This window comes from Stutzerimonas urumqiensis (assembly GCF_003640395.1).
GTDB lineage: Bacteria > Pseudomonadota > Gammaproteobacteria > Pseudomonadales > Pseudomonadaceae > Stutzerimonas > Stutzerimonas urumqiensis.
Genome location: NZ_RBZQ01000004.1, coordinates 34,095 through 53,570, shown reverse-complemented (window position 1 = coordinate 53,570; position 19,476 = coordinate 34,095). Strand labels below are relative to the sequence as shown.

Genomic DNA, 19,476 nt, shown 5'->3' with positions numbered 1-19,476 from the left:
TCTAGCGATCGAGGAAGAAACCGGTTGCATCATCGGGCAGCCATCTGAACGTGCGGCCGCGAAGTCTATCACGAGCCTGCGGGCGGCCGGCGTGAGCCCTATGGCCCTTTGCCGCCACCTCGGCAGCCGCCAATCAGCCGCCGGTCATGCTCATGAAACGAACCACCTGAACCTGCTCATCGGTGCGGAAATGGTGCTTCTCCGGCTTGAGCTGCAACGCATCCATGATGGCCTGGCGCAACCGCTCGCCATCGCCGGGATGGCGACGCATGAGGGACTTGAGATCGAGGGCGCCTTCATGGCCAAGGCAAAGCACCAGTTTGCCTTCCGCCGTGACCCGCACCCGATTGCAGCTGCCGCAGAAATTATTGCTGTGCGGTGAGATGAACCCCACCCGCGTCCCGCTCCCGGCAACCTGCCAATAACGTGAGGGGCCGCCCGTGGCATGGTCGCTGGATACGAGCGTATAGAGCGCCTCGATGCGCTCGCGCACCTCATCGCTGGAGCAGAAGGTAATTTCGCGCTGGTGGCTGGAGACGCTGCCCAGCGGCATTTCCTCGATGAAGCTGATATCGAGGCCCCGCTCCACCGCGAACGCCACCAGATCGATCACCTCGTCGTCATTGCGCCCTTTCTGGATCACGCTGTTGAGCTTGATCCCCCTGAATCCGCAGGCCCGAGCGGCTTCGATGCCAGCGAGCACCTGGTCGAGCCGATCGCGCCGAGCGAACTCGGCGAAGCGATCGCGGCGCAGCGAATCGAGGCTGATGTTCAGCCGATCCACGCCCGCCTCACGCAATTGCGCGGCCAGCGTCTGCAATTGCGAGCCATTGGTGGTGATGGCCAGATCGTCCAGCTCCTCCCGAGCACCAAGCTTGCCAAGCAGACCGACCAGCCCCTTGCGAACCAGCGGCTCGCCACCGGTGACGCGGATGCGCTTGACGCCCAATGCGATGAACGCATCGGCAACGGCATACAACTCTTCGAGCGAAAGGATCTGCGCGCGCGGAGCGAAGACCATGTCCTCGCTCATGCAGTAGGTACAGCGAAAATCACACCGATCGGTGACCGAAAGGCGCAGGTAGGTGATGCGCCGGCCGAACGGATCGACCAAGCGGGAATCGGACATCTTGTTCTCCAACGACGGCCTCGGCTGCATCAGACCCTTGATCGATACGGGAAATTTCCTGGCCGCGTGGAGTAAGACTACGCCGAGCGACCTTGCCTGGCAAAGCGGCGCGGCGGCGCAACCTGCGCCCGTGGGCAGGCCCGGCTTGTTGAACGGCATGCCTCGAACGAAAGGACGAGCACACCAATGGGTAGAAACCTGGACGAGTTACCGCTACGCGAACGTCTCTACGTCATCATTTTCTTCACCGACACAGCGGCCGGTAAACGCTTCGATACCTGGCTGCTCGCCACCATCCTCGCCAGTTTGCTGGTGGTCATGCTCGATAGCGTCGCCTCGATTGCCGAGCGTCACGGCACCTTGCTGGCTGGCCTGGAATGGATATTCACCACCCTGTTCGCTATCGAATACGCGCTTCGCGTCTACAGCCATCCCGAGCCACGCCGCTATATCTTCAGCTTCTACGGCATGATCGATCTGCTCGCCGTCTTGCCGGCGTTCATCGCGCTGCTGGTGCCGGACGCCCAGTATCTGCTCGCCGTACGCATCCTCCGTATGCTGCGCATCTTCCGCGTACTCAAATTGGCGCCGTACCTGAGCCAGGCCAACTTCCTCATGGTCGCCTTGCGGGCGAGCCGTCAGAAAATCACGGTCTTTCTGCTGAGCGTGAGCACGCTGACCATCGTCTTCGGCACCTTGATGTATGTGATCGAAGGGCCGGGCAGCGGCTTCAGCAGCATTCCGATGAGCATCTATTGGGCCGTGGTGACGCTGACGACCGTTGGATTCGGTGACATCGTGCCGCACAGTCCGCTTGGCAAAGCGCTGGCCACGCTGGTGATGATCACCGGTTATTCGATCATCGCCGTGCCGACCGGCATTTTCACGGCCGAACTCGCCAACGCCATGCGACAAGATGTGCTGGAGCACCCCTGCCCCCGGTGCGACAAGCGCCTGCATGAACCCAACGCTGCATTCTGCTCTCGCTGCGGGAGTTCACTGTTTCCGCCGCAGAGCAAGGCTGCGGAAACCGAACTCGACCAATAGACGGAGCGCTGCGTGGCGGCATCCTGTGGCGCAAGCATAAAAAAGCCCGGCAACCTGGCCGGGCTCTTTTTCAACAGCGAATCAAGCCTTGACGCGGGACTTGTACTCGCCGGTGCGGGTGTCGATCTCGATCGAATCACCGATTTCGCAGAAGGCGGAAACCTGCAGCTCTGCACCGTTCTTCAGGCGAGCGGTCTTCATGACCTTGCCGGACGTATCGCCACGAACCGACGGCTCGGTGTAGACGATCTCGCGAACGATGGTGGTCGGCAGCTCAACCGAAATCACCTTGTCGTTGTAGAACACGGCTTCGCAGACATCGGTCATGCCGTCTTCGATGAAGGTCATCACGCCTTCGAGGTCGTCTTTCTCGATCTCGTACTGGTTGAACTCGCTGTCCATGAAGACATACAGCGGGTCGGCGAAGTAGGAATAGGTCACTTCCTTACGCTCGAGGATGACCGGCTCCAGCTTGTCATCGGCCTTATAGACGGTCTCGGTCGCCGAACCGTTGAGCAGGTTCTTCAGCTTCATCTTGACCACGGCACTGTTGCGGCCGGACTTGTTGAACTCGGCTTTCTGGATGACCCAGGGCGCGCCGTTGATGATGGCCACCTGGCCGGCACGGAACTCTTGTGCGGTTTTCATACGAATATCCGGTTGGGATGAGAGACAAAAAACAGGCCGCGTATCATAGCCAATCCCGGTGAAAGGACACCAGCTTTGCGGCCAGATCGCCATTGGCGACCTGCCGATCGGTCCAGCGTCCCGCATGGTCCATCAGCTCATCGAGATGCACCTCAAGCGCTACCCAGGCGCTCTCGGCCCCTTGCCCGGAATTCCATGCCTTCCAGAACGAGCGCAAGGCTCGATCGGCCTCACTCGATAGGCCCTGGGTGTAGAGCGCCAGGAAGGCGTCAAGCTTGTCCCAGTGAGCGTCATCCTCTTGCGGATAGATATGCCAGACCAGCGGACGCGCCGCCCACTGCGCCCGGATGAACGATTCCTCACCCCGTACCGCATTGAAGTGACAGGCCCACAGGAGCTGGTCGTATTCATCCTGGGTCATGAAGCGCACGACCGTGACGTCCAGCGAGCCGCGGCGGACACGATCGCCCGGCCGCAGCCCCGCGACTCCGAGCCAGTTGCCAACGTCACCCAGGGCCCGCCCCTCGGGGATGAGCAGCTGGTTGGTCCGTACGCTGTCGTTCGCTAGCGCAGTCAACCAGCCGGAAATCGCCGCGTTCTCGTAAGAGAACAACGAGAGCAACCGTGCACCTTCGATCGGCACGACCCCCAGCGTGCGTAGAAAGACGTACCTTGCCTCGTCACTGTTCTGAAAGCCCTCGCGCCTGGCGATCAGATCCGCCTCGCGCAACAAGCCCCCGGTGGACGCCTCGAAGCCAGGAAAGAAGAAAAATTTCTGCAACCCACGCGCCTGCATCGAAGGGAGCGCATGGCAGCCGGGCACCCAGTCTTCGGCGCTCAGGTATTCAAGATTCAGCCAGAGGATGCGACGGCCAGCCTCGGCCATGGCATCGATGTAGGCGGCTGGGAGATCGCAGGCGAACGCTTCGATCACCACGTCGGCCGGCTCGACAGCGCACCAGTCCGAGCGCCATCGGCACACCTCGACGCCCGCCTGCACCTGGCACTCGGCCAGCGGATCGGCCTGCGGACACAGCTGTGCAAACGTCTCGAGATCATCGCACCACAGGCGCACCTGCTGACCGTGTTCGGCCACCAGCAAACGAGCCAGCCGCCAGGTGACGCCGATGTCACCGAAGTTATCGACGACCTTGCAGAAAATATCCCAGGACGCTCTATCCACGCTGACTCCAAGATCAAAAGTCCGGCCGGCGGACGAACCTCTTACGTACAGCCACCGCTCTCATGAAGCACGCCAGGCAGCGCCTCGCCATGGATACCAAGCACCCAAACGAAAAGAGCCCCGGCCTGGGTCACCAGGGGAGCGACAAATACAGTGGGATGATGCGAAGCGAGGGACCGTTATGGAGGTGACCCCACCAGCCACACCCCGGCACACGATGTCACCGCTACGGCTGCTTCCTTCCGGACCTGACCGGGTTCACGGTTGATCGTTGCGGGGGGACCGGCAGCCCTCGTAAATCCTGGCTTCCAGCGATTCTTGCTCATCACACTGCTTTCAAGTTGAGCGCCATTCTATAGACCTGACGTACGCCATTGCGAGCACTTTGGATCACCGTTTCGGATCACTTCTGGATCCCTTTTGGATCACTTGGCCACACCCCAACCGGCTATTTTTTGAGCAAAAATGCGAGCCCCTATCCATCGAGCCGTCCCACTCGATTCCCCCCGGTACCCACCCCTCCTCGCCTGAAAAAACAGGGCACCCCCTCCCCGATCAAACACGATGCTCAGGCTTCCCTGTCGACAGCGAGGGTGAGCCGGGGCACGACGACCACCCACGGGCCTCGATCTCACCATGTGAACGAGCACCGCGCTCTGGCCAGAGGCCTCGATGGAAGGACAGATCAGCCCGCATGACCGCCAGATGGATTCCCGTGCGCACTCAGGGGGTGGATCATAAGGTGTACCTTCCGAGCCAACTTGAGCCAGACGAAGCCCTGCAGCCTCCGCATGGATCAGAACTGTTGATTTCTACCGATCCACTCAATAGCATCTTGAGCTAGCTTTATGATCCATCTCGAGCTCAAGGAGCTATCAGCCATGACCGCCACCATCGCCTACGTCCGAGTCAGTACCGACGACCAGACCACCGAGGCCCAGCGCCACGCCATCAGCCAACGCTACAACGTGAACGAATGGTTCTCCGATGAGGCCACCAGCGGGGCCACCAAGGCACTCCAGCGGAAGGGCTTCAAGTCACTCCATGCCTATGCCAGGAAGGGAGACACCGTTGTCGTGGCAGCCATCGACCGCCTAGGCAGAGACACCATCGACGTATTGGAAACAGTGGAAGCCCTGAAGGCGAAGGGCGTGACAGTAGTGTCGATGCGCGAAGGCTTCGACCTATCCAGCCCTGTCGGCAAAGCCATGCTCACCATGCTGGCTGCCGTAGCTGAACTGGAGCGAGCCAACATCAAGGCGCGACAGATGGCCGGGATCGAGCGAGCTAGGGCGCTGGGCAAGAAGCTGGGAGCACCGAAGGTGATCGATGATCAGGCTGTGGCCTTCTGGAGGAAGGAGAACAGCGCCAGCATCGCGGATACGGCCAAGCACTGGGGGATCTCAACGGCTGCAGTGAAGCGGGCTTGCAGGTTGCAACCAAAGACAGATTAGGCGCCTCACGAGAGCTGAGGGGGGCGCAGCTCATTATTTTTTGCGTACCCCACATGCACCTCTGTTCAGCGCGCACTATCGACGCATACTGTTTGTATATTCTTTGAGCAAAATACCCCGGAGCCCGGGGAGACAAAGCACGGATTTCTGCCCCATTCATATCTCTCCTTACGAGCGATGAAATGCGTGATGGCGCTAAATGCCGGGAAGCACGACCGCTCTGATTACCTTTCTGTGGACTCCATATTTAAGAACACCCGTATTCCAAAATAGGTCTGATGACGGTACAGTTATCTATCACTATTAAACCGAGGCGATAAAATGGACATTAAGGTCTTAGGTACAGCTAAAGACTTGCGCACGGAGACCCCCGTCATCTATGCGCAATGCGACATCCCCAACTATCTGAAATTAGTTGGAGAAGAGTTCGCCTCTTTCTCCATTCAACGGAGGAAAGAAAAATTCACAGCTTACACACGGTTAAAGGCCGACATAATTAACGGAACTCTACTTCCAACACTTACTTTGGCGCTACCAGTTGAAGCATCCAGCTCAGCAAGACAAGCAGTAGAATCGGGCGACACAGATAAAATCAAAAAAATGATATTGGATAATGCCCCACTAAACATTCTCGATGGCCTACAGCGAACATTTATTCTGAAAGAGATTCTAGAAAGCGGGCACTCTTTTCCACCAGAGCAGTTAGTGCATTTAGAGATAAGGGCCGAACCGGATCTTGATCATTTAATATATCGCATCATTGTCTTGAACGCCGGGCAAAAGCCAATGTCCATGCGACATCAAATAGAGATCCTATCTCTAAGCCTGAGAGCGACCTTAATTAAGGAAATTGACCGCTTAGAACTTGTGCCTGAAGCTGAGGGTGGAAGAAGAACTCGCGCCAGGAGATTTTCACTAGATAAAATATCCAGCGCCTATCATGCTTATCTTCTCAAGTCACCTGAAGTTGACAAGCAAAACGTGGTTGCACAGCGTCTCAGTGAGCAAGCCGTACTTCAGCAAGATGTTGAACAATTTGGAATCCAATTTTCTGAGTTTGTGGACTTCTTCAAGTTATACTGTGAAATTGATGATGCAGTTGAGAGCACGTCAGCCCCCGCAGATAGCCCTACTGCAACCAACTGGCTAGGCAATGAGAATACGCTCAACGCTTTCTTTGCGGCTGTAGCAGACTTTGGCTCTACCCCAGATAGACAAACACGCATCAAAACAGCCATTAAAATGCTGATTTCAGCAGTCCAAGCAACCAATAGTGAAGAAACATTAGGCTTGGATTTATTTCAGCTAATAATCTCAGGCTTCCCAAGTCGCAAAACTAATATCGGTTATGCCACGCGAAAGCTGATATTTGTAGCCCTTAAGGAGTTCTTTAGAGATGAAGGTGAAACTTCCTTGCGGGATATTTGGGAGCGTGAGGCCGAGTAATGAATTATGAGGAAGTGACCGAGGCTCTCTCACCGGAAGACCTTAGAATTGACCCCAGCCTTCAAATATCTGATTTTAACGGTGTATGCAGCGTCAATGACTACATACCCATACCGATAGATCATCTGTCAAGTCGCTATAAAAGCAATGAAACCTTTGATATAAAACTCAATCTACACCAGCAGCTAGAATGCATCCTTATTTCGTGCAAGGGCGAAGCCTTCACATACGGAGAAGCACCAGCAATTCTCACTGCGGCATATCTATATGACATAACCCCAGAAGAGGTCCGTAACAATCGAGAATCCAATTACACATTCAAAAGAAACTACGTCGTATTAAAGAGTGACGCGCATTCGATCTACGTCGCACACTATAAAAATTCAAGTGCAATTTGGGGGGGCTTTACCCATAGTCCCGTGGCGGAGATGGATAATAGAATACCTGGTACACATGTAGTAAATGCGATACCAGATCTAGAGCTACCTACAGCTGAGCATCATACAGCAACCTTGCGAGCCATATATGATCCTACCCCCCTAGGGCATTATCTCGCTCTATATCACCTCATAGAACTAAGCTTCGACTACGACTTGGTTGAGGATATCAAATCATTAGGGGCTGATCTAAAAGGAATTGGCAAGCTGCTGGCAAATTATAACAATGCTGAATATCAAAGATTGCTCAGGCTGGTCAAAAAGTACTGGCAGGATGAGGCATCGCTAGCAGCACACCTAGAAGCTTTTTTCCGCACATCCACTTATGATGCCGTAATTGATGAGCTTCTATACGCCTATGATAAAGAAGGTTTCCCTTGGCTATTTAAAGACGACACACAAAAGCGCGCTGCATTTATCGCACACTCCAAACACTCCTTTACTAAACAATGCATTAGTGCGGCTAAATTCGGCTGGACACTCGATCACTTGCAAAGATCGGTAGCGTATATTATATATAGATTCCGCTGCGCCATTGCTCACGCCTCTATCGGTGAACATATACTAACTATAAATGACTCACAAATGATCACCGAAAAGGCTGAGCCTTTGCTGATGGGGCTAATATCCCAAATGTATAAAGCCAAGCCATAGCCCCTATTCTGAGCGATAACTTGGATTCGCCAAATACGCTAATCTAGACTCTTTTTTCACGCACGTTCGACGAAGATCGATTAACACACAGTTATGGAGGAAAGAACGCGCAATCTCGTACGTTCGATCCTCAACCATGACGCTTGATCTTCACCGCCGCAAACTGCGAAGGGACGGATCGAGCCTGGGAAAGGCGACCGCCCACAAGGCTACTGCCGAGTACCTACTGCTACTTTGAGCTTCAGGCGTACAGCCCCTCTCACTGCCCCGACCAATCGGCCAGCAGTCACGGGTGATGACGAACCTGACATAGCTGGCTGGGAGGTGATGGCACCCAGTCGAGGCTGGCTACCTGCGATGACTCGCGGGGTGTAGCGGTGGATGGCGAAGCCACTCTAAGAGTGTCTTTGAGCTGTCCTTCACCCATGGTCATTACCATCAATCCATCAATGAAGAACGAAGCAATGAGACAGCATCAAGTCTGTCTTGCGGAGGACACTGGCAGGTGCTCTTCAAGCTGCACCGCAAGTTGCTCTTGATGCCTCCCCAACTCTGCTGACACAGGATCAATGCTCACCGATGACGATGTTGTCAGTGAACATCTCTGTCAGTGGCTGTCAGGAAGCCCAAGCCCCTCTGTCAGCCCACCTCCTGCTCATCTTCATGTACCTCCAGATGATTCCGCCCAGGAGTTTCCCCTTTCGCCTCTGTCATCCATCAGCCCTTATCTCAGCACAGTAGCGACCAAGGTTGTATACGAAAAGTCGGCACAGGTAGATCGCCTCTATGACTGACTGGAGGCCGACCTGGTAAGGCGCGACGCACTCCCAGATGCGGGTTGGGAGTTGATCAAGGATTTGGCTTCCCGGAGCAGAAGATGAGCCGACCTCGAAGTGATGATCCGCTGGTGCTCAACTGCATCTTCTGGATCCTCCGCTCCGAAGCCACCTGGCGTTCTACTAGAACGTATCGGCCCGTTTTATAAAACGGTTCCGTTACCTGCGAGACGACGGCACGTTTGACCGAGTACTTGAGCGATTGCACGTCTGGTTGAATCAGAGGAGCCTGATTGACCTGGATACGTGGATGATCGACTTCACCGCAGTGTGTGTGCAACCCCAAGCCAGGACTACCCCAACTGTTTGATCATCCGTGCTATCGGCAGCGGAACATCATCGAGCTGAGTTTTGCTGGCTCAAAAAGAACCGGAGAATCGGCACCCGTTACGACAACTCGCCAGGAGTTTTGCCGCAATAATAACGCTAGCTTGCACGCAGCGATGCCTAAGGCAGTACTTTTCGTACAGAAACCAAGTGCTATCTCAGAGGATGCCGAACTGTAGCTCTATGTGATTGGCCAGAGAGTCCGCATCCTGCCAGCTGTGATAAACCTCACGGCTTTCGCCGGTCAGTTTATGGCCAGCCGCGCGGGCCTTTTCGACGAGTTCCGCATAGCCTCGGACAAAGAGGTCGGCGAGTGGTCCGCGGTAGTCGCCATGGACACAGCGCATAGCCGTTAGCAGCTTGCATTCGACTGCACCAGCTGGCTCGTCCAGGCTACCCTCTACTGGCAGGCAAAACTCGATCCGGAACCGGTCGCTGGTGTTGTCAGGAAGCTTGTGGGAAACGAACACCCAAGGGCCGGCGACTTGAAGTCCCCGCTCTTGGGCCACTCGTATGATTTCGGCACAACACACCTGCGCTTGCTCGGCGACTTCCGGGATGGACAACTCTTGGCCGATGAAAAGCACCCGCTGTGGGGCAATGACTTTTTCCTTCATCTGTAACTCTCTGTTTGCCTGGCAGATCACCATGGGCACTTGCATCCCTTACCGGAATCACCTGTATTGCCTCCGCCCAGCTTTAGCCAAACGAAAAAGAGCCATTGCGGACCCGAGCGGCTAAAAAGAATAGAAGTTGCGGCAACATCCCGGTGAGGGGCAGTCCTTGGAACCGCCGATACCGGATACGGCTATCCATCTGGATATTATGCCGAATCGTCTCGGCATGATCAAAGGCGGTCGCGCCCTGGCGCCCCCTGCCACTATGCGTCAGCGTCTCTTCCTGCAGCGACTTTTCGTACAGAACCTATGCAGCCACTGCTGCCCAGACTTTGGCCCATGAACAGCACACTGGCACAGGGGAACTCCTGGGCAAGTAACCAAGCATCAACCCTGCATCCCTTGCAGATACCCCTAAAACCCAGCCCGTTTTGTCCAGCCGTCCGAGCCGTCCGTGTTCCCCTGTAGATGGGAGCTGGTGGCATGGATGGAAGGGACTCTGACGGCTGAACAAAAAGGATGATCTACGCAATGAAAAGCAAACGAACTGGCAAGACCTTCAACCACATGCCTTTCGACCGTCTCAAGCCCCCAGCGGAGGTAGCCTGATGCGTCTACCAGAATTGATGTTCTTGAGCGCCCTGCTTCTCTGGCCTTTGATTCCCCTGGTGTACCTGCTGTGCATCGCCTGGCAGACCGACTTCAAGCTGGTAGCTCGATCCAAGCAGAGAACCGCAGAAGGGTCTCGCTGATGAAGAGCATCGCCAGCGAAGTGAGGAAGGCCAGGAGTCGGAGAGTTTCGGCCTTGGCTACGACTGCCGGAGGCACCGTCCAACATCCGCTGCTGAGCGAGATCCTGGCCGCAGACAAACGCAGATGGAAAGCAGCCCAGCAGATGAACCTTCCGGTGCTCCGGCTAGCCCCCACAAGCAGCGACTAACAGAACCCCCATCACCCTTCGCCTGGACAGCCAGGAGGCCGATCTATCGGCTTGGTGCTGGGGGTTATTTTTTACCGTGCCGCCTTCGAGAACGACGACAGTCGAACCGGGTTCATCACCGCCTCGGTCAGGGAGACGGCCAGTTGCTGCCCCTTCTCGGTCAATTGCACGATCTTCCTGCGGCGTTCCATCGGATCTGGCGATGCCACTATCAATCCGAGTCCTGGTTTTTCGAGACGATGCCATTCCGACAAGGCCGAGACGTTCCTTGAGCAGGACGATTGGGTCATCCCGAGGTTCTTCTGCAGATCCGCCATCGTGCAGCCTGGGTAGATCGCCGAGTAGAGGAACAATGCCACGCCTTGTGCTGGCATCTCTGGGTCAACGCCACGGAACTCCTCAATCGCTTTGAAAAGCTGGACAAGTGCATACCGATCATAAGCCAGGGCGTGTTTGCTTAATGTGGTTTCCATGTGCATCACGCTCCATCCTTACCGAAATAGAAACCAGTGCCATTCCAGGCCAGCTCAAAGCACCTCGGCACTCGGACGTACACGTCACCGATGAATAAGCAAAGACGTGCTTTGCCAATAGAGACGCTGAAGCCAAATTGATTGCCGATCATTGGCTGAATCCTCCGATTCATTTGTCAGATTCGCTACAGATAGCAAACCGTGTTGGAGCGCTTCAACGTTCCCACTTCCGAGTTATTTGCAGTGCAGAATTAAATGCGCAACTCAATAGTTGGCAGCGCCAGTCCGGACAAGGACAGCAGCGGCATGGAGCCCCAACCGGCCAGCCCAACTAACCGCACACGCATAGTTCGCCTCTCGGCCTTACCTCCCGACGAGAGGCCCGCATGATCCAGCTCAACAAGATCCTCAAGTCCTTCCAGAAGACCATCGACCAGCTCGAACAACTGACCGCCACCAACAACGTGGAGGTCAGCCGCAACACCGAGCAGATCGACCGACTGCAAGAGAAGAACCTGCTGCTGATCGCAGAAGCCCAGGCTGCCAAGGAGACCGCCGAGAACCTGAAAGCCCTGATCGGCCAGTAAATCCCCTCACTACAAACGAACACCCATAGCCCGCCTCTGAGCGGGCTTCGTCTTTTCTGGAGGACAGAACATGAGCAAGCAACTGACTGTATGCGGCGTGGCCATCAAGCAGGACGCCGAGGGCCGCTACTGCCTGAACGATCTGCAGCAAGCTGCGACCGTTGGTATGAACGAGAGAACCGTCGAGCTGTACGAGTTCACTCGCCGCCCGGAAACCCAGGCTCTCGTTGAGGAGATCGAAAATACGGGAAATTCCCGTATTAAAGCCCTGGAAACTAAACGCGGTCGCAACGGCGGCACCTTCGTGGTGAAGGAGTTGGTCTACGCCTACGCCATGTGGATCAGCCCGAAGTTCCACCTCGAAGTCATCCGCTCCTACGACCGGCTGGCCACCGAGGGCGTGGCTGTCCATGCGTCCGCCGCCGAGGCAGTGCTCGACGACCCGCTCACCTACATGGAGAAGGTCATCGCCCAGGCCAAGGTGCTGAAGGCAGAGCGCGACCGCCTCGCCCTGGAGAACAAGGAGATGGCACCGAAGGCTGTCGTCTTCGACAACTGCGTGGCGCTGCGTCAGGAATCCCTGGCCACCTTCGTGCGCACCTTGAAAGCGATTACCACACAGTATTGGAGCCCCAGATGCTGCTGAAACCATCGTCGGGCAAACACGCAACTCAGAAGGAGATCAAAATGGAAACAACTCGCCCATTCAACATTGGCCAGAAAGTCGTCGTCACTCGCAAGTCAACCGCCGATAAGGATCTGTACAACTTTGCCCCGACAGAAGAGATGTATGGCGAGATCGGCTATCTAGCGGATCTTAAGGGCCATCACTACATGGTCGCGGAGGTACTGTTGGAGACCACTGGCACTATCGAAACGGTTGACGCTTACTTTTTGGACGCCGCGCCTGAAGAACAGCACGCTGCCGCCTAAGAAAATGCAATATTGACCGAGCCAAAGGAGCAGAGCTTCTCTACTTCAAGGCGAATCCCTGCTCCTTCCTCGATTCTGCTTCTGGCAGCAGGAAGGCACACATGCCTCGGTTATCGAAGCCACTCCACAACATCAAAGTCCACCGCTTCCACCACCGGAGCCAGCACTTCCGGCCTAAAGTCCTTCCCGTACCGACTGAACGTGATCCCGCCGCTCTGGTGGCCAAGAATGCCGCCGACCAGCGACTCGACTATTCCCTTCTGCTTCAGGTGATCAGCAAGCGTGTGGCGGAAGCTGTGGAAATCCTTGCGCTCTGCCCCATCACGGAAGCCCAACTGATCACGAACCCGAGTGAACCACTTGGATGGAGCCGCAGCGTAACCATGTGCCTTGTGCAAGGTCAGCTCCGCGAAAAGACGCTGGCGGCCAGCCTCCCGCTGCGCCTGGACGAACTCAAGGAACCCCAGCGCTTTCAACTTCGAGTGGATCGGCACGAGCCTTTCCGAAGTGACGGTTTTCAGCTTCTGATCGGGCCTTGTAGCCCGGATGTGTAGGCAGTCGATGCCGTTGATGCTGACCACATCATCCAGATAGAGCTGACATAGCTCATTGAGTCTCGCCCCGGTGTACAGGCCGAGCAGTGGCAGCCAGTACTTGTGCGGCTGAGCTGAGTTGGCTGATGCGTAAACCTGCTTCGAGAACAGACGGCGCAGATCGTCCTCGGTGAAGACGCTGCGCTCCTCGCTGACCTTGCCTCGCTGCCTGACTCGAAGCCCGTCGAACGGGTTGCGCTCGCAGTAGCCCTCACGGATGGCATAGGAGAAAAAGGTCGTCAGGTTCTTCACGTAGTTGTTGAACGTGGTGAGGCTGATCGTGGTGGTAGCAGTCTCGATGATCTGCTCCAGCGATTGTCCCTCGGGAAGCTGATTCATCCTCGGCGGCAGCTTGAGTGCCACCTCTCGGAACTTGCGGGCATCCTGGCGAGTGATGAGATCGACCGGCAAATCACCCACGATCCGAGTCATTAGCTCAGCCACGGAACGCTTGTCGGATAGCGTCTTCGCAGCCACGCCTTCATGAGACTGCTGCTCCAGGCACTCCTGAACCACCTTAGAGAAGCGTGGAGCGTTGCTTGGCGCATCCGCTAACAGCCTATCTGGCTGCCCCTGTTTGGCTCTTGAAGGGGCACTGCCGGGCTTCTGTGGCCCTCTCACCTTGCCTCCCTCCCCTTGCTCCAAAGGCTTCTGCGCAAGCGCAACCAACTGCTGCTGACGGAGCCACGCAGCCCAACTAGCAACTCGCTTACCGCCCGCCTCCCAGGCACCGCGTAGGGAGTCGAGGGATGGCCGAATGCCTTGGAACGCCAGGGTGTAGAGCTGCTGAACCTGCAGAAGCAATTCGCGGCCACGGATCAGCGCTTCGCGCTTGCAGCGTGTCTGCAGCGAACGGCGGATCTCGGAACAAGGGAAAAACGGACGCAGAACTCCAGGCACCACGATTCTGAAATAGAAGATCGAGTGTCGGGACAACCAGAGGTAGGAAGGGACGGAAGACACGGTGGATCACCCTATGGATCACTGGCGTGATCAGAGCGAAAAACCGTTAGAAATCAAGGAGATACGTTATGGAGGTGAACCCCACCAGCCACACCCCGGCACACGATGTCACCGCTACGGCTGCTTCCTTCCGGACCTGACCGGGTTCACGGTTGATCGTTGCGGGGGGACCGGCAGGGCCACCATAACGACGCCCGCCTAGTGGCCGGGCCGCGCCATTGTACTGGCTTGTCAGTAACTTACAACCGCCATGTAGCAACCATCCTCACCGCTCCAGCAGCGCGGAGCCCCACGACAGCCCGACCCCGAAACCACTGATCGCGACACGGTGCCAATCGTCGCGGAAGGCGTATTTCTGCAACACCAGCGGAATGGAGGACGACACCGTATTGCCGGTTTCCTCGATATCCAGCACGAACTTGGAGGCCAGGTCATCGAAGCGCTTGGAGATGGCGTCGACGATCGCCCCGCTGCCCTGGTGCAAGCAGTAGGCGTCGACATCGTCCGGATTCAACGAGGCAGCGTTCAGCAGCTCGTGCAGGTGAGGCGTAACCACCTGAGCGGCGAAGTTGTACACCTGCCGGCCGTTCATCTTCAGCTTGCCATCGGCCACATGCAGGTGAACCGCGCCCGAACCATCGGTGCCGAACTTGGCCGGACCGAGGCGCCAGAACGGGTCGTGGCCAATCCAGGTGGCGGTCGCCGCATCGCCAAACAGCAACGAGGTCACACGGTCGCTACGGTTGACGATTTTGGAATAGGGATCGGCCGTGACCAGCAAGCCATTCTTCAGCCCCAGGCTGTCCATGAACCCCTTGATCACATACAAGCCATACACATAGCCCGAGCAGGCCAGCGACAGGTCGAATGCCGCCACGTGCGTTGGCAGGCCGAGCTTGTCCTGCAGGATCGACGATGTCTGCGGCAGGCCTTCGCGGTCACCGTTTTGCGTCACGACCACGAGCGTATCGACGCTTTGCAGATCGAAATCGGGATTCTGCGCCGCCAGTGCGGCAACGGCCTTGGCGCAGAGATCGGATGTATCTTCATCCTCGCCCATGATCGGTAGAAAGGTTGCGCCGATCTTGCTGCGGATGAATGCCTCGTCATTGCCGAAGCTCGCACCTTGCTGGACGTTATCGATACCGCCCTTCGGTACATAACTGGATATCGCTTTGATGCCGATCATTCAGAGCCTCCGGCGCGCCACTGCCTTGACGCGCCGTAAAAAATGCCAGTAACGCCCAGATTCCAGGGCGACCCTGCTTACCTGACGAGCAAGCACACGCCCGGCAAACCGACGAACCAGCCGTAAGTTGACTTGCTGGTCACTTATAAAGGCACCAACCCTTCAGGGCAATGGTGCCTCAGTTGCCGGGGAAAACGTATGGACGTGGGCTCATTGCCGACATCGTCGACGATGTCGATCGACGCCCCGACTCCATGATGGGCTTTGAAGCTCCCCAGCGCGCCTGTGTCACATCGAATTAATAGGCGGCTGTTGTGGCTCAATAATTCTGGACACCTCGATGGGCGTAAGCTTCGCCCCGCTAAGAGGTGCTTGCATCAACCAAAAGATCATTCAGTACAGATTTCAAACTCGAAGCAGCCAGCCTGACTCTGGATCAGGGCTACTCGATTCCCAAAGCCTGCAAGTCGATAGTTTCAGGCCCGGCGGCATAGGATTGGTGGGTAGAGCAGCTGCTTAGCGAGCTAGGCGGTACAACACCGTCGCACAGCTGCTCTGGCGCTATCACATCAAGCAAAGCATGAGTCGCTGCGGTAATTGCTGGGATAACGTGCCAATGGAGCGGCTTCTTAGCAGTCTGAAAACGCAATGGGTACCAAGGCACGGCTGAAACAGCCCAGGGACAAGCCGAGGCCGACGTGCCCCGCTACCTGACGGCTACTACATCATCAGCGACAACAGTTACAGCGGACACAAAACGCCAGTACAGCCGAATCAATGGCCGGATGAACCTAAACCAGTGCCCAGATTTTGCTGTCCACTACAACTCCCTCTGGTCGCTACTAGCTGTGATCTCTCAGTAGGTTGTCGTCCGAGCATCCCTAGGATTCCGAAGTGCTATCAACCAAGTCCCCAAGTGCCCCAGATGAGCCCACATAAACATGCCCGTCTTACTCCATATAGCCGAACTGATTCGACGGCGCTCTACGGAATTGAGGAAGCGGCTCAGGGCCACCTGTCAACGCGTGCACTACCCCAACTGGCTACGGCGCTTTCGGAAGCGGCAAGCTTACTCGCCAGATCGCTCATCAGGCCTTTGACGCTGCCCTCATTCGACAACTTCAGTCGTTGCGGCAAACTCATTGTGCTGCGCGTAGACGTAAAATCGATAGGTAGATTGCCAGTAAGTTAGTCTTGGCCTTCAGCACAGCGGGGCGCCGCCTCACTAATCAGCAGGGGGCCACCTCGACTGAGTAATTTGCGAGTTTACGCGACTAGTCGAAAGAGGAAACAGAGCACTGACCACCAATAAGAATGCACGCCTGCATCGCTAATCGATGGGAGACATCATCGGCAGTTTCTAGATTAGTCACCGTCACCATATGGCCATCATTAGGACCGCACGAACAGCGCCAACTGATTGCTAGCGGCACAAACGGTAGGCCCGAACGGCTGCCCGGATCTGAAGCCGTGAGCGAAAATATTGTGTGGATCAATGGCCAGTATTGATGAGCAGGCAGCACTGGATGTCGCGGTGGTTTGGAGGAGGCATTTTGTTAGCCAACGCCAACCTCAAAACATGGTTGCTCACTCATCATTCACACGATCGCGCAGCTCTTTGCCTGGCTTGAAATGCGGCACGTACTTGCCGTCGAGACGAACGGACTCGCCTGTTTTTGGGTTGCGGCCGACACGCGGTGCACGGTAATGCAGGGAGAAGCTTCCGAAGCCACGAATTTCGATTCGCTCCCCGGTAGCCAATGCATGGGACATCTGTTCCAGCATGGTCTTGATAGCCAGCTCCACATCCTTGGAAGACAGCATCCCTTGCTGGGTGACGATACGTTCGATCAACTCCGACTTGGTCATGGTTTTCCCTTCTTTTTCAAGCGGCTAGATCATTTGATCCGTGGCTGGTTGTAGCACGTTGGGCCGCTTTCAAACAAGGCGTTTCGCTTGACTTTTGACTGGAAGCTGTCATGGGCAGTCTGTGCCTGCCCTATCGCCGCGAGGCATGCCTTCCAAGGTAAGAAGCGGAGTGGCTACTGGGCTGGGCTTGTTGCGACAGGCCTGACCGCGGGGCGAGCCTTGGGGTTTGCTTGGGCAGGCTGCGTCTGCTGTATCGCCACGAGGGCGCGCCTCCCATAAACGGCCGAACGAGCTCGGCCCAGGTCGATCCCACCATTTCTGAATGCACAAAAAAGGGCGACCGAAGTCGCCCTTTTTGCGGATGAATCGCCTAGCAGATTACTGCTGGTTTTCCATCTGGGCACGGATCAGGTCACCAATGGTGGTCGGACCGGTGCTTTCTACTTCCTGCTTGTTACGCAGTTGAGTCATCGCGTCCTTCTCGTCTTCGACGTCCTTGGACTTGATGGACAGACTAATCACGCGGCTCTTGCGGTCGATGCTGATGATCTTGGCTTCGACTTCATCGCCTTCCTTCAGTACGTTGCGCGCGTCTTCGACGCGGTCACGGCTGATTTCGGAGGCCTTGAGCGTGGCTTCGATGTCGTTGCCCAGGTCGATGATTGCGGCCTTGGCGTCGACTTCCTTGACGGTACCGCGGACGATGCTGCCCTTGTCGTTCAGTGCAACGTAGTTGGAGAACGGATCGTCTTCCAGTTGCTTGATGCCCAGGGAGATGCGCTCACGCTCCGGATCGACCGACAGGATCACGGTGTCCAGCTCGTCACCCTTCTTGAAGCGACGCACGGCTTCTTCACCGGCTTCGTTCCAGGAGATGTCGGACAGGTGAACCAGACCGTCGATGCCGCCTTCCAGGCCAATGAAGATACCGAAATCGGTGATCGACTTGATGGTGCCGGAGATGCGGTCGCCCTTGTTGAACTGGCTGGAGAAGTCTTCCCACGGGTTGGACTTGCACTGCTTGATGCCCAGGGAAATACGACGGCGCTCTTCGTCGATGTCCAGAACCATGACTTCCACTTCGTCGCCGACCTGAACGACCTTCGACGGGTGGATGTTCTTGTTGGTCCAGTCCATTTCGGACACGTGCACCAGGCCTTCCACACCCTCTTCCAGCTCGGCGAAGCAGCCGTAGTCGGTGAGGTTGGTAACGCGAGCCATGACACGCGTGTTTTCCGGGTAGCGCGCCTTGATGGCGACCCATGGGTCTTCGCCCAGTTGCTTCAGGCCCAGCGAAACACGATTGCGCTCGCGGTCGAACTTCAGCACTTTGACGTCGATCTCGTCGCCAACATTGACGATTTCCGACGGATGCTTGATGCGCTTCCAGGCCATGTCGGTGATGTGCAGCAGACCATCGACGCCGCCCAGGTCAACGAACGCACCGTAGTCGGTGAGGTTCTTGACGATACCCTTGACCTGCTGGCCTTCCTGCAGCGATTCGAGCAGTGCTTCACGCTCGGCGCTGTTTTCGGCTTCCAGCACGCTACGACGGGAAACGACAACGTTGTTGCGCTTCTGGTCGAGCTTGATGACCTTGAACTCGAGTTCTTTGTTCTCGAGGTGGGTGGTGTCGCGTACCGGACGTACGTCGACCAGCGAACCCGGCAGGAACGCGCGGATGCCGTTGATGTCGACGGTGAAGCCACCCTTGACCTTGCCGTTGATGATGCCCTTGACGACTTCTTCGGCATTGAACGCAGCTTCGAGAACCAGCCAGGACTCGGCGCGCTTGGCTTTTTCGCGGGACAGCTTGGTTTCACCGAAGCCATCTTCAACCGCGTCCAGTGCGACGTGGACCTCGTCACCCACCTTGATGGTCAGCTCGCCCTGTTCGTTGTAGAACTGCTCGACCGGGATGACGCCCTCGGACTTCAGGCCCGCATGCACGGTGACCCAGTCACCGTCGATGTCGACCACGATACCGGTGATGATCGCACCCGGCTGCATGTCGAGGGATTTCAGGCTTTCTTCAAAAAGTTCTGCGAAGCTTTCGCTCATGTTGATTCCTGCTGTTTTCGGGCGGCATGACCGCCCAACTTCCACATCCCAGACGATGCGGGTTCGTCTATATAAAAAAAGGCCTGCAGG

At 56.5% G+C, this 19,476-nt stretch carries 16 protein-coding genes, 2 other RNA genes and 2 pseudogenes; 9 read left to right on the top strand and 11 right to left on the bottom strand.

Annotated features, from left to right (window positions below):
* Positions 1-133: 133 nt before the first annotated feature.
* Entirely contained in the window at positions 134-1,129 is a 996-nt protein-coding gene (moaA, locus tag D7325_RS08650; RefSeq protein WP_120995556.1) for a GTP 3',8-cyclase MoaA, read from the bottom strand.
* Between the two features lie 186 nt (positions 1,130-1,315).
* Between moaA and D7325_RS08645 the strand changes: the two genes are divergently transcribed.
* Entirely contained in the window at positions 1,316-2,176 is an 861-nt protein-coding gene (locus D7325_RS08645) for an ion transporter (RefSeq protein ID WP_120995166.1), read from the top strand.
* 81 nt (positions 2,177-2,257) lie between these two features.
* Here the strand turns inward: D7325_RS08645 and efp are convergent, their stop codons facing one another.
* The 3 genes from efp to ffs (D7325_RS08630) all read right to left on the bottom strand — a co-directional run bounded on the left by efp (position 2,258) and on the right by ffs (D7325_RS08630) (position 4,295).
* On the bottom strand, positions 2,258-2,824 hold the full coding sequence (gene efp / locus D7325_RS08640; protein ID WP_120995165.1) for an elongation factor P: 567 nt from the start codon (positions 2,822-2,824) through the stop codon (positions 2,258-2,260).
* A gap of 43 nt (positions 2,825-2,867) precedes the next feature.
* Positions 2,868-4,007 carry an elongation factor P maturation arginine rhamnosyltransferase EarP gene (gene earP / locus D7325_RS08635; RefSeq protein ID WP_245962054.1) on the bottom strand — a complete coding sequence of 380 codons (1,140 nt, stop codon included), beginning with the start codon at positions 4,005-4,007 and terminating at the stop codon, positions 2,868-2,870.
* Between the two features lie 191 nt (positions 4,008-4,198).
* Positions 4,199-4,295, bottom strand: an RNA gene (gene ffs, locus D7325_RS08630) — signal recognition particle sRNA small type.
* Positions 4,296-4,888: 593 nt separating this feature from the next.
* On the opposite strand from ffs (D7325_RS08630), the gene D7325_RS08625 reads away from it, so the two are divergent.
* The 4 genes and pseudogenes from D7325_RS08625 (at position 4,889) to D7325_RS08620 (ending at position 9,350) form a co-directional block, all read left to right on the top strand.
* A complete protein-coding gene (locus D7325_RS08625) occupies positions 4,889-5,461 on the top strand; it encodes a recombinase family protein (RefSeq protein WP_120995555.1) in 573 nt (190 codons plus the stop codon).
* Between the two features lie 321 nt (positions 5,462-5,782).
* Positions 5,783-6,907 carry a hypothetical protein gene (locus D7325_RS19075; protein WP_162988026.1) on the top strand — a complete coding sequence of 375 codons (1,125 nt, stop codon included), beginning with the start codon at positions 5,783-5,785 and terminating at the stop codon, positions 6,905-6,907.
* Positions 6,907-7,998 carry a hypothetical protein gene (locus D7325_RS19070; RefSeq protein WP_162988025.1) on the top strand — a complete coding sequence of 364 codons (1,092 nt, stop codon included), beginning with the start codon at positions 6,907-6,909 and terminating at the stop codon, positions 7,996-7,998. The genes D7325_RS19075 and D7325_RS19070 overlap by 1 nt, the downstream gene beginning before the upstream one ends.
* Positions 7,999-8,804: 806 nt before the next feature.
* Positions 8,805-9,350 (top strand): annotated as a pseudogene (locus D7325_RS08620) (transposase).
* On the opposite strand, the gene D7325_RS08615 reads toward D7325_RS08620, so the two are convergent.
* Positions 9,320-9,778 carry a GyrI-like domain-containing protein gene (locus tag D7325_RS08615; RefSeq protein WP_162988024.1) on the bottom strand — a complete coding sequence of 153 codons (459 nt, stop codon included), beginning with the start codon at positions 9,776-9,778 and terminating at the stop codon, positions 9,320-9,322. The pseudogene D7325_RS08620 and the gene D7325_RS08615 sit on opposite strands and share 31 nt — an antisense overlap.
* A gap of 1,011 nt (positions 9,779-10,789) precedes the next feature.
* Positions 10,790-11,197: a MarR family winged helix-turn-helix transcriptional regulator gene (locus tag D7325_RS08605; protein ID WP_234302576.1), complete on the bottom strand. Its 408-nt coding sequence runs from the start codon at positions 11,195-11,197 to the stop codon at positions 10,790-10,792.
* 380 nt (positions 11,198-11,577) lie between these two features.
* Here D7325_RS08605 and D7325_RS08600 point away from each other — a divergent pair, with 380 nt between their 5' ends.
* The 3 genes from D7325_RS08600 to D7325_RS08590 all read left to right on the top strand — a co-directional run bounded on the left by D7325_RS08600 (position 11,578) and on the right by D7325_RS08590 (position 12,711).
* Positions 11,578-11,778, top strand: a complete 201-nt coding sequence (locus D7325_RS08600) for a hypothetical protein (RefSeq protein ID WP_120995161.1) — start codon at positions 11,578-11,580, stop codon at positions 11,776-11,778.
* A gap of 70 nt (positions 11,779-11,848) precedes the next feature.
* The gene (locus D7325_RS08595) at positions 11,849-12,424 is read left to right on the top strand and encodes a KilA-N domain-containing protein (RefSeq protein WP_120995160.1); all 576 of its coding nucleotides are present in this window, start codon (positions 11,849-11,851) and stop codon (positions 12,422-12,424) included.
* Positions 12,415-12,711, top strand: coding sequence for a hypothetical protein (locus D7325_RS08590; protein ID WP_041771754.1), 297 nt, complete (start codon positions 12,415-12,417; stop codon positions 12,709-12,711). Before D7325_RS08595 ends, D7325_RS08590 begins: the two co-directional genes overlap by 10 nt.
* A gap of 110 nt (positions 12,712-12,821) precedes the next feature.
* On the opposite strand, the gene D7325_RS08585 is transcribed toward D7325_RS08590, so the two are convergent.
* The 3 genes from D7325_RS08585 to D7325_RS08575 all read right to left on the bottom strand — a co-directional run bounded on the left by D7325_RS08585 (position 12,822) and on the right by D7325_RS08575 (position 15,456).
* Entirely contained in the window at positions 12,822-14,267 is a 1,446-nt protein-coding gene (locus D7325_RS08585) for a site-specific integrase (protein WP_120995159.1), read from the bottom strand.
* Between the two features lie 79 nt (positions 14,268-14,346).
* Positions 14,347-14,443: signal recognition particle sRNA small type (gene ffs / locus D7325_RS08580), an RNA gene on the bottom strand.
* Positions 14,444-14,532: 89 nt separating this feature from the next.
* A complete protein-coding gene (locus D7325_RS08575) occupies positions 14,533-15,456 on the bottom strand; it encodes a ketoacyl-ACP synthase III (protein ID WP_120995158.1) in 924 nt (307 codons plus the stop codon).
* A gap of 547 nt (positions 15,457-16,003) precedes the next feature.
* Here D7325_RS08575 and D7325_RS19435 point away from each other — a divergent pair.
* A pseudogene (locus tag D7325_RS19435) lies at positions 16,004-16,123 on the top strand (IS3 family transposase); the annotation flags it as partial.
* A 920-nt stretch (positions 16,124-17,043) separates the two neighbouring features.
* Here the strand turns inward: D7325_RS19435 and ihfB are convergent.
* On the bottom strand, positions 17,044-17,325 hold the full coding sequence (gene ihfB, locus D7325_RS08570; protein ID WP_120995157.1) for an integration host factor subunit beta: 282 nt from the start codon (positions 17,323-17,325) through the stop codon (positions 17,044-17,046).
* Between the two features lie 378 nt (positions 17,326-17,703).
* Positions 17,704-19,386 (bottom strand): 30S ribosomal protein S1, encoded by a 1,683-nt coding sequence (gene rpsA, locus D7325_RS08565; protein WP_120995156.1) that lies wholly within the window; start codon positions 19,384-19,386, stop codon positions 17,704-17,706.
* Positions 19,387-19,476 lie beyond the last annotated feature (90 nt).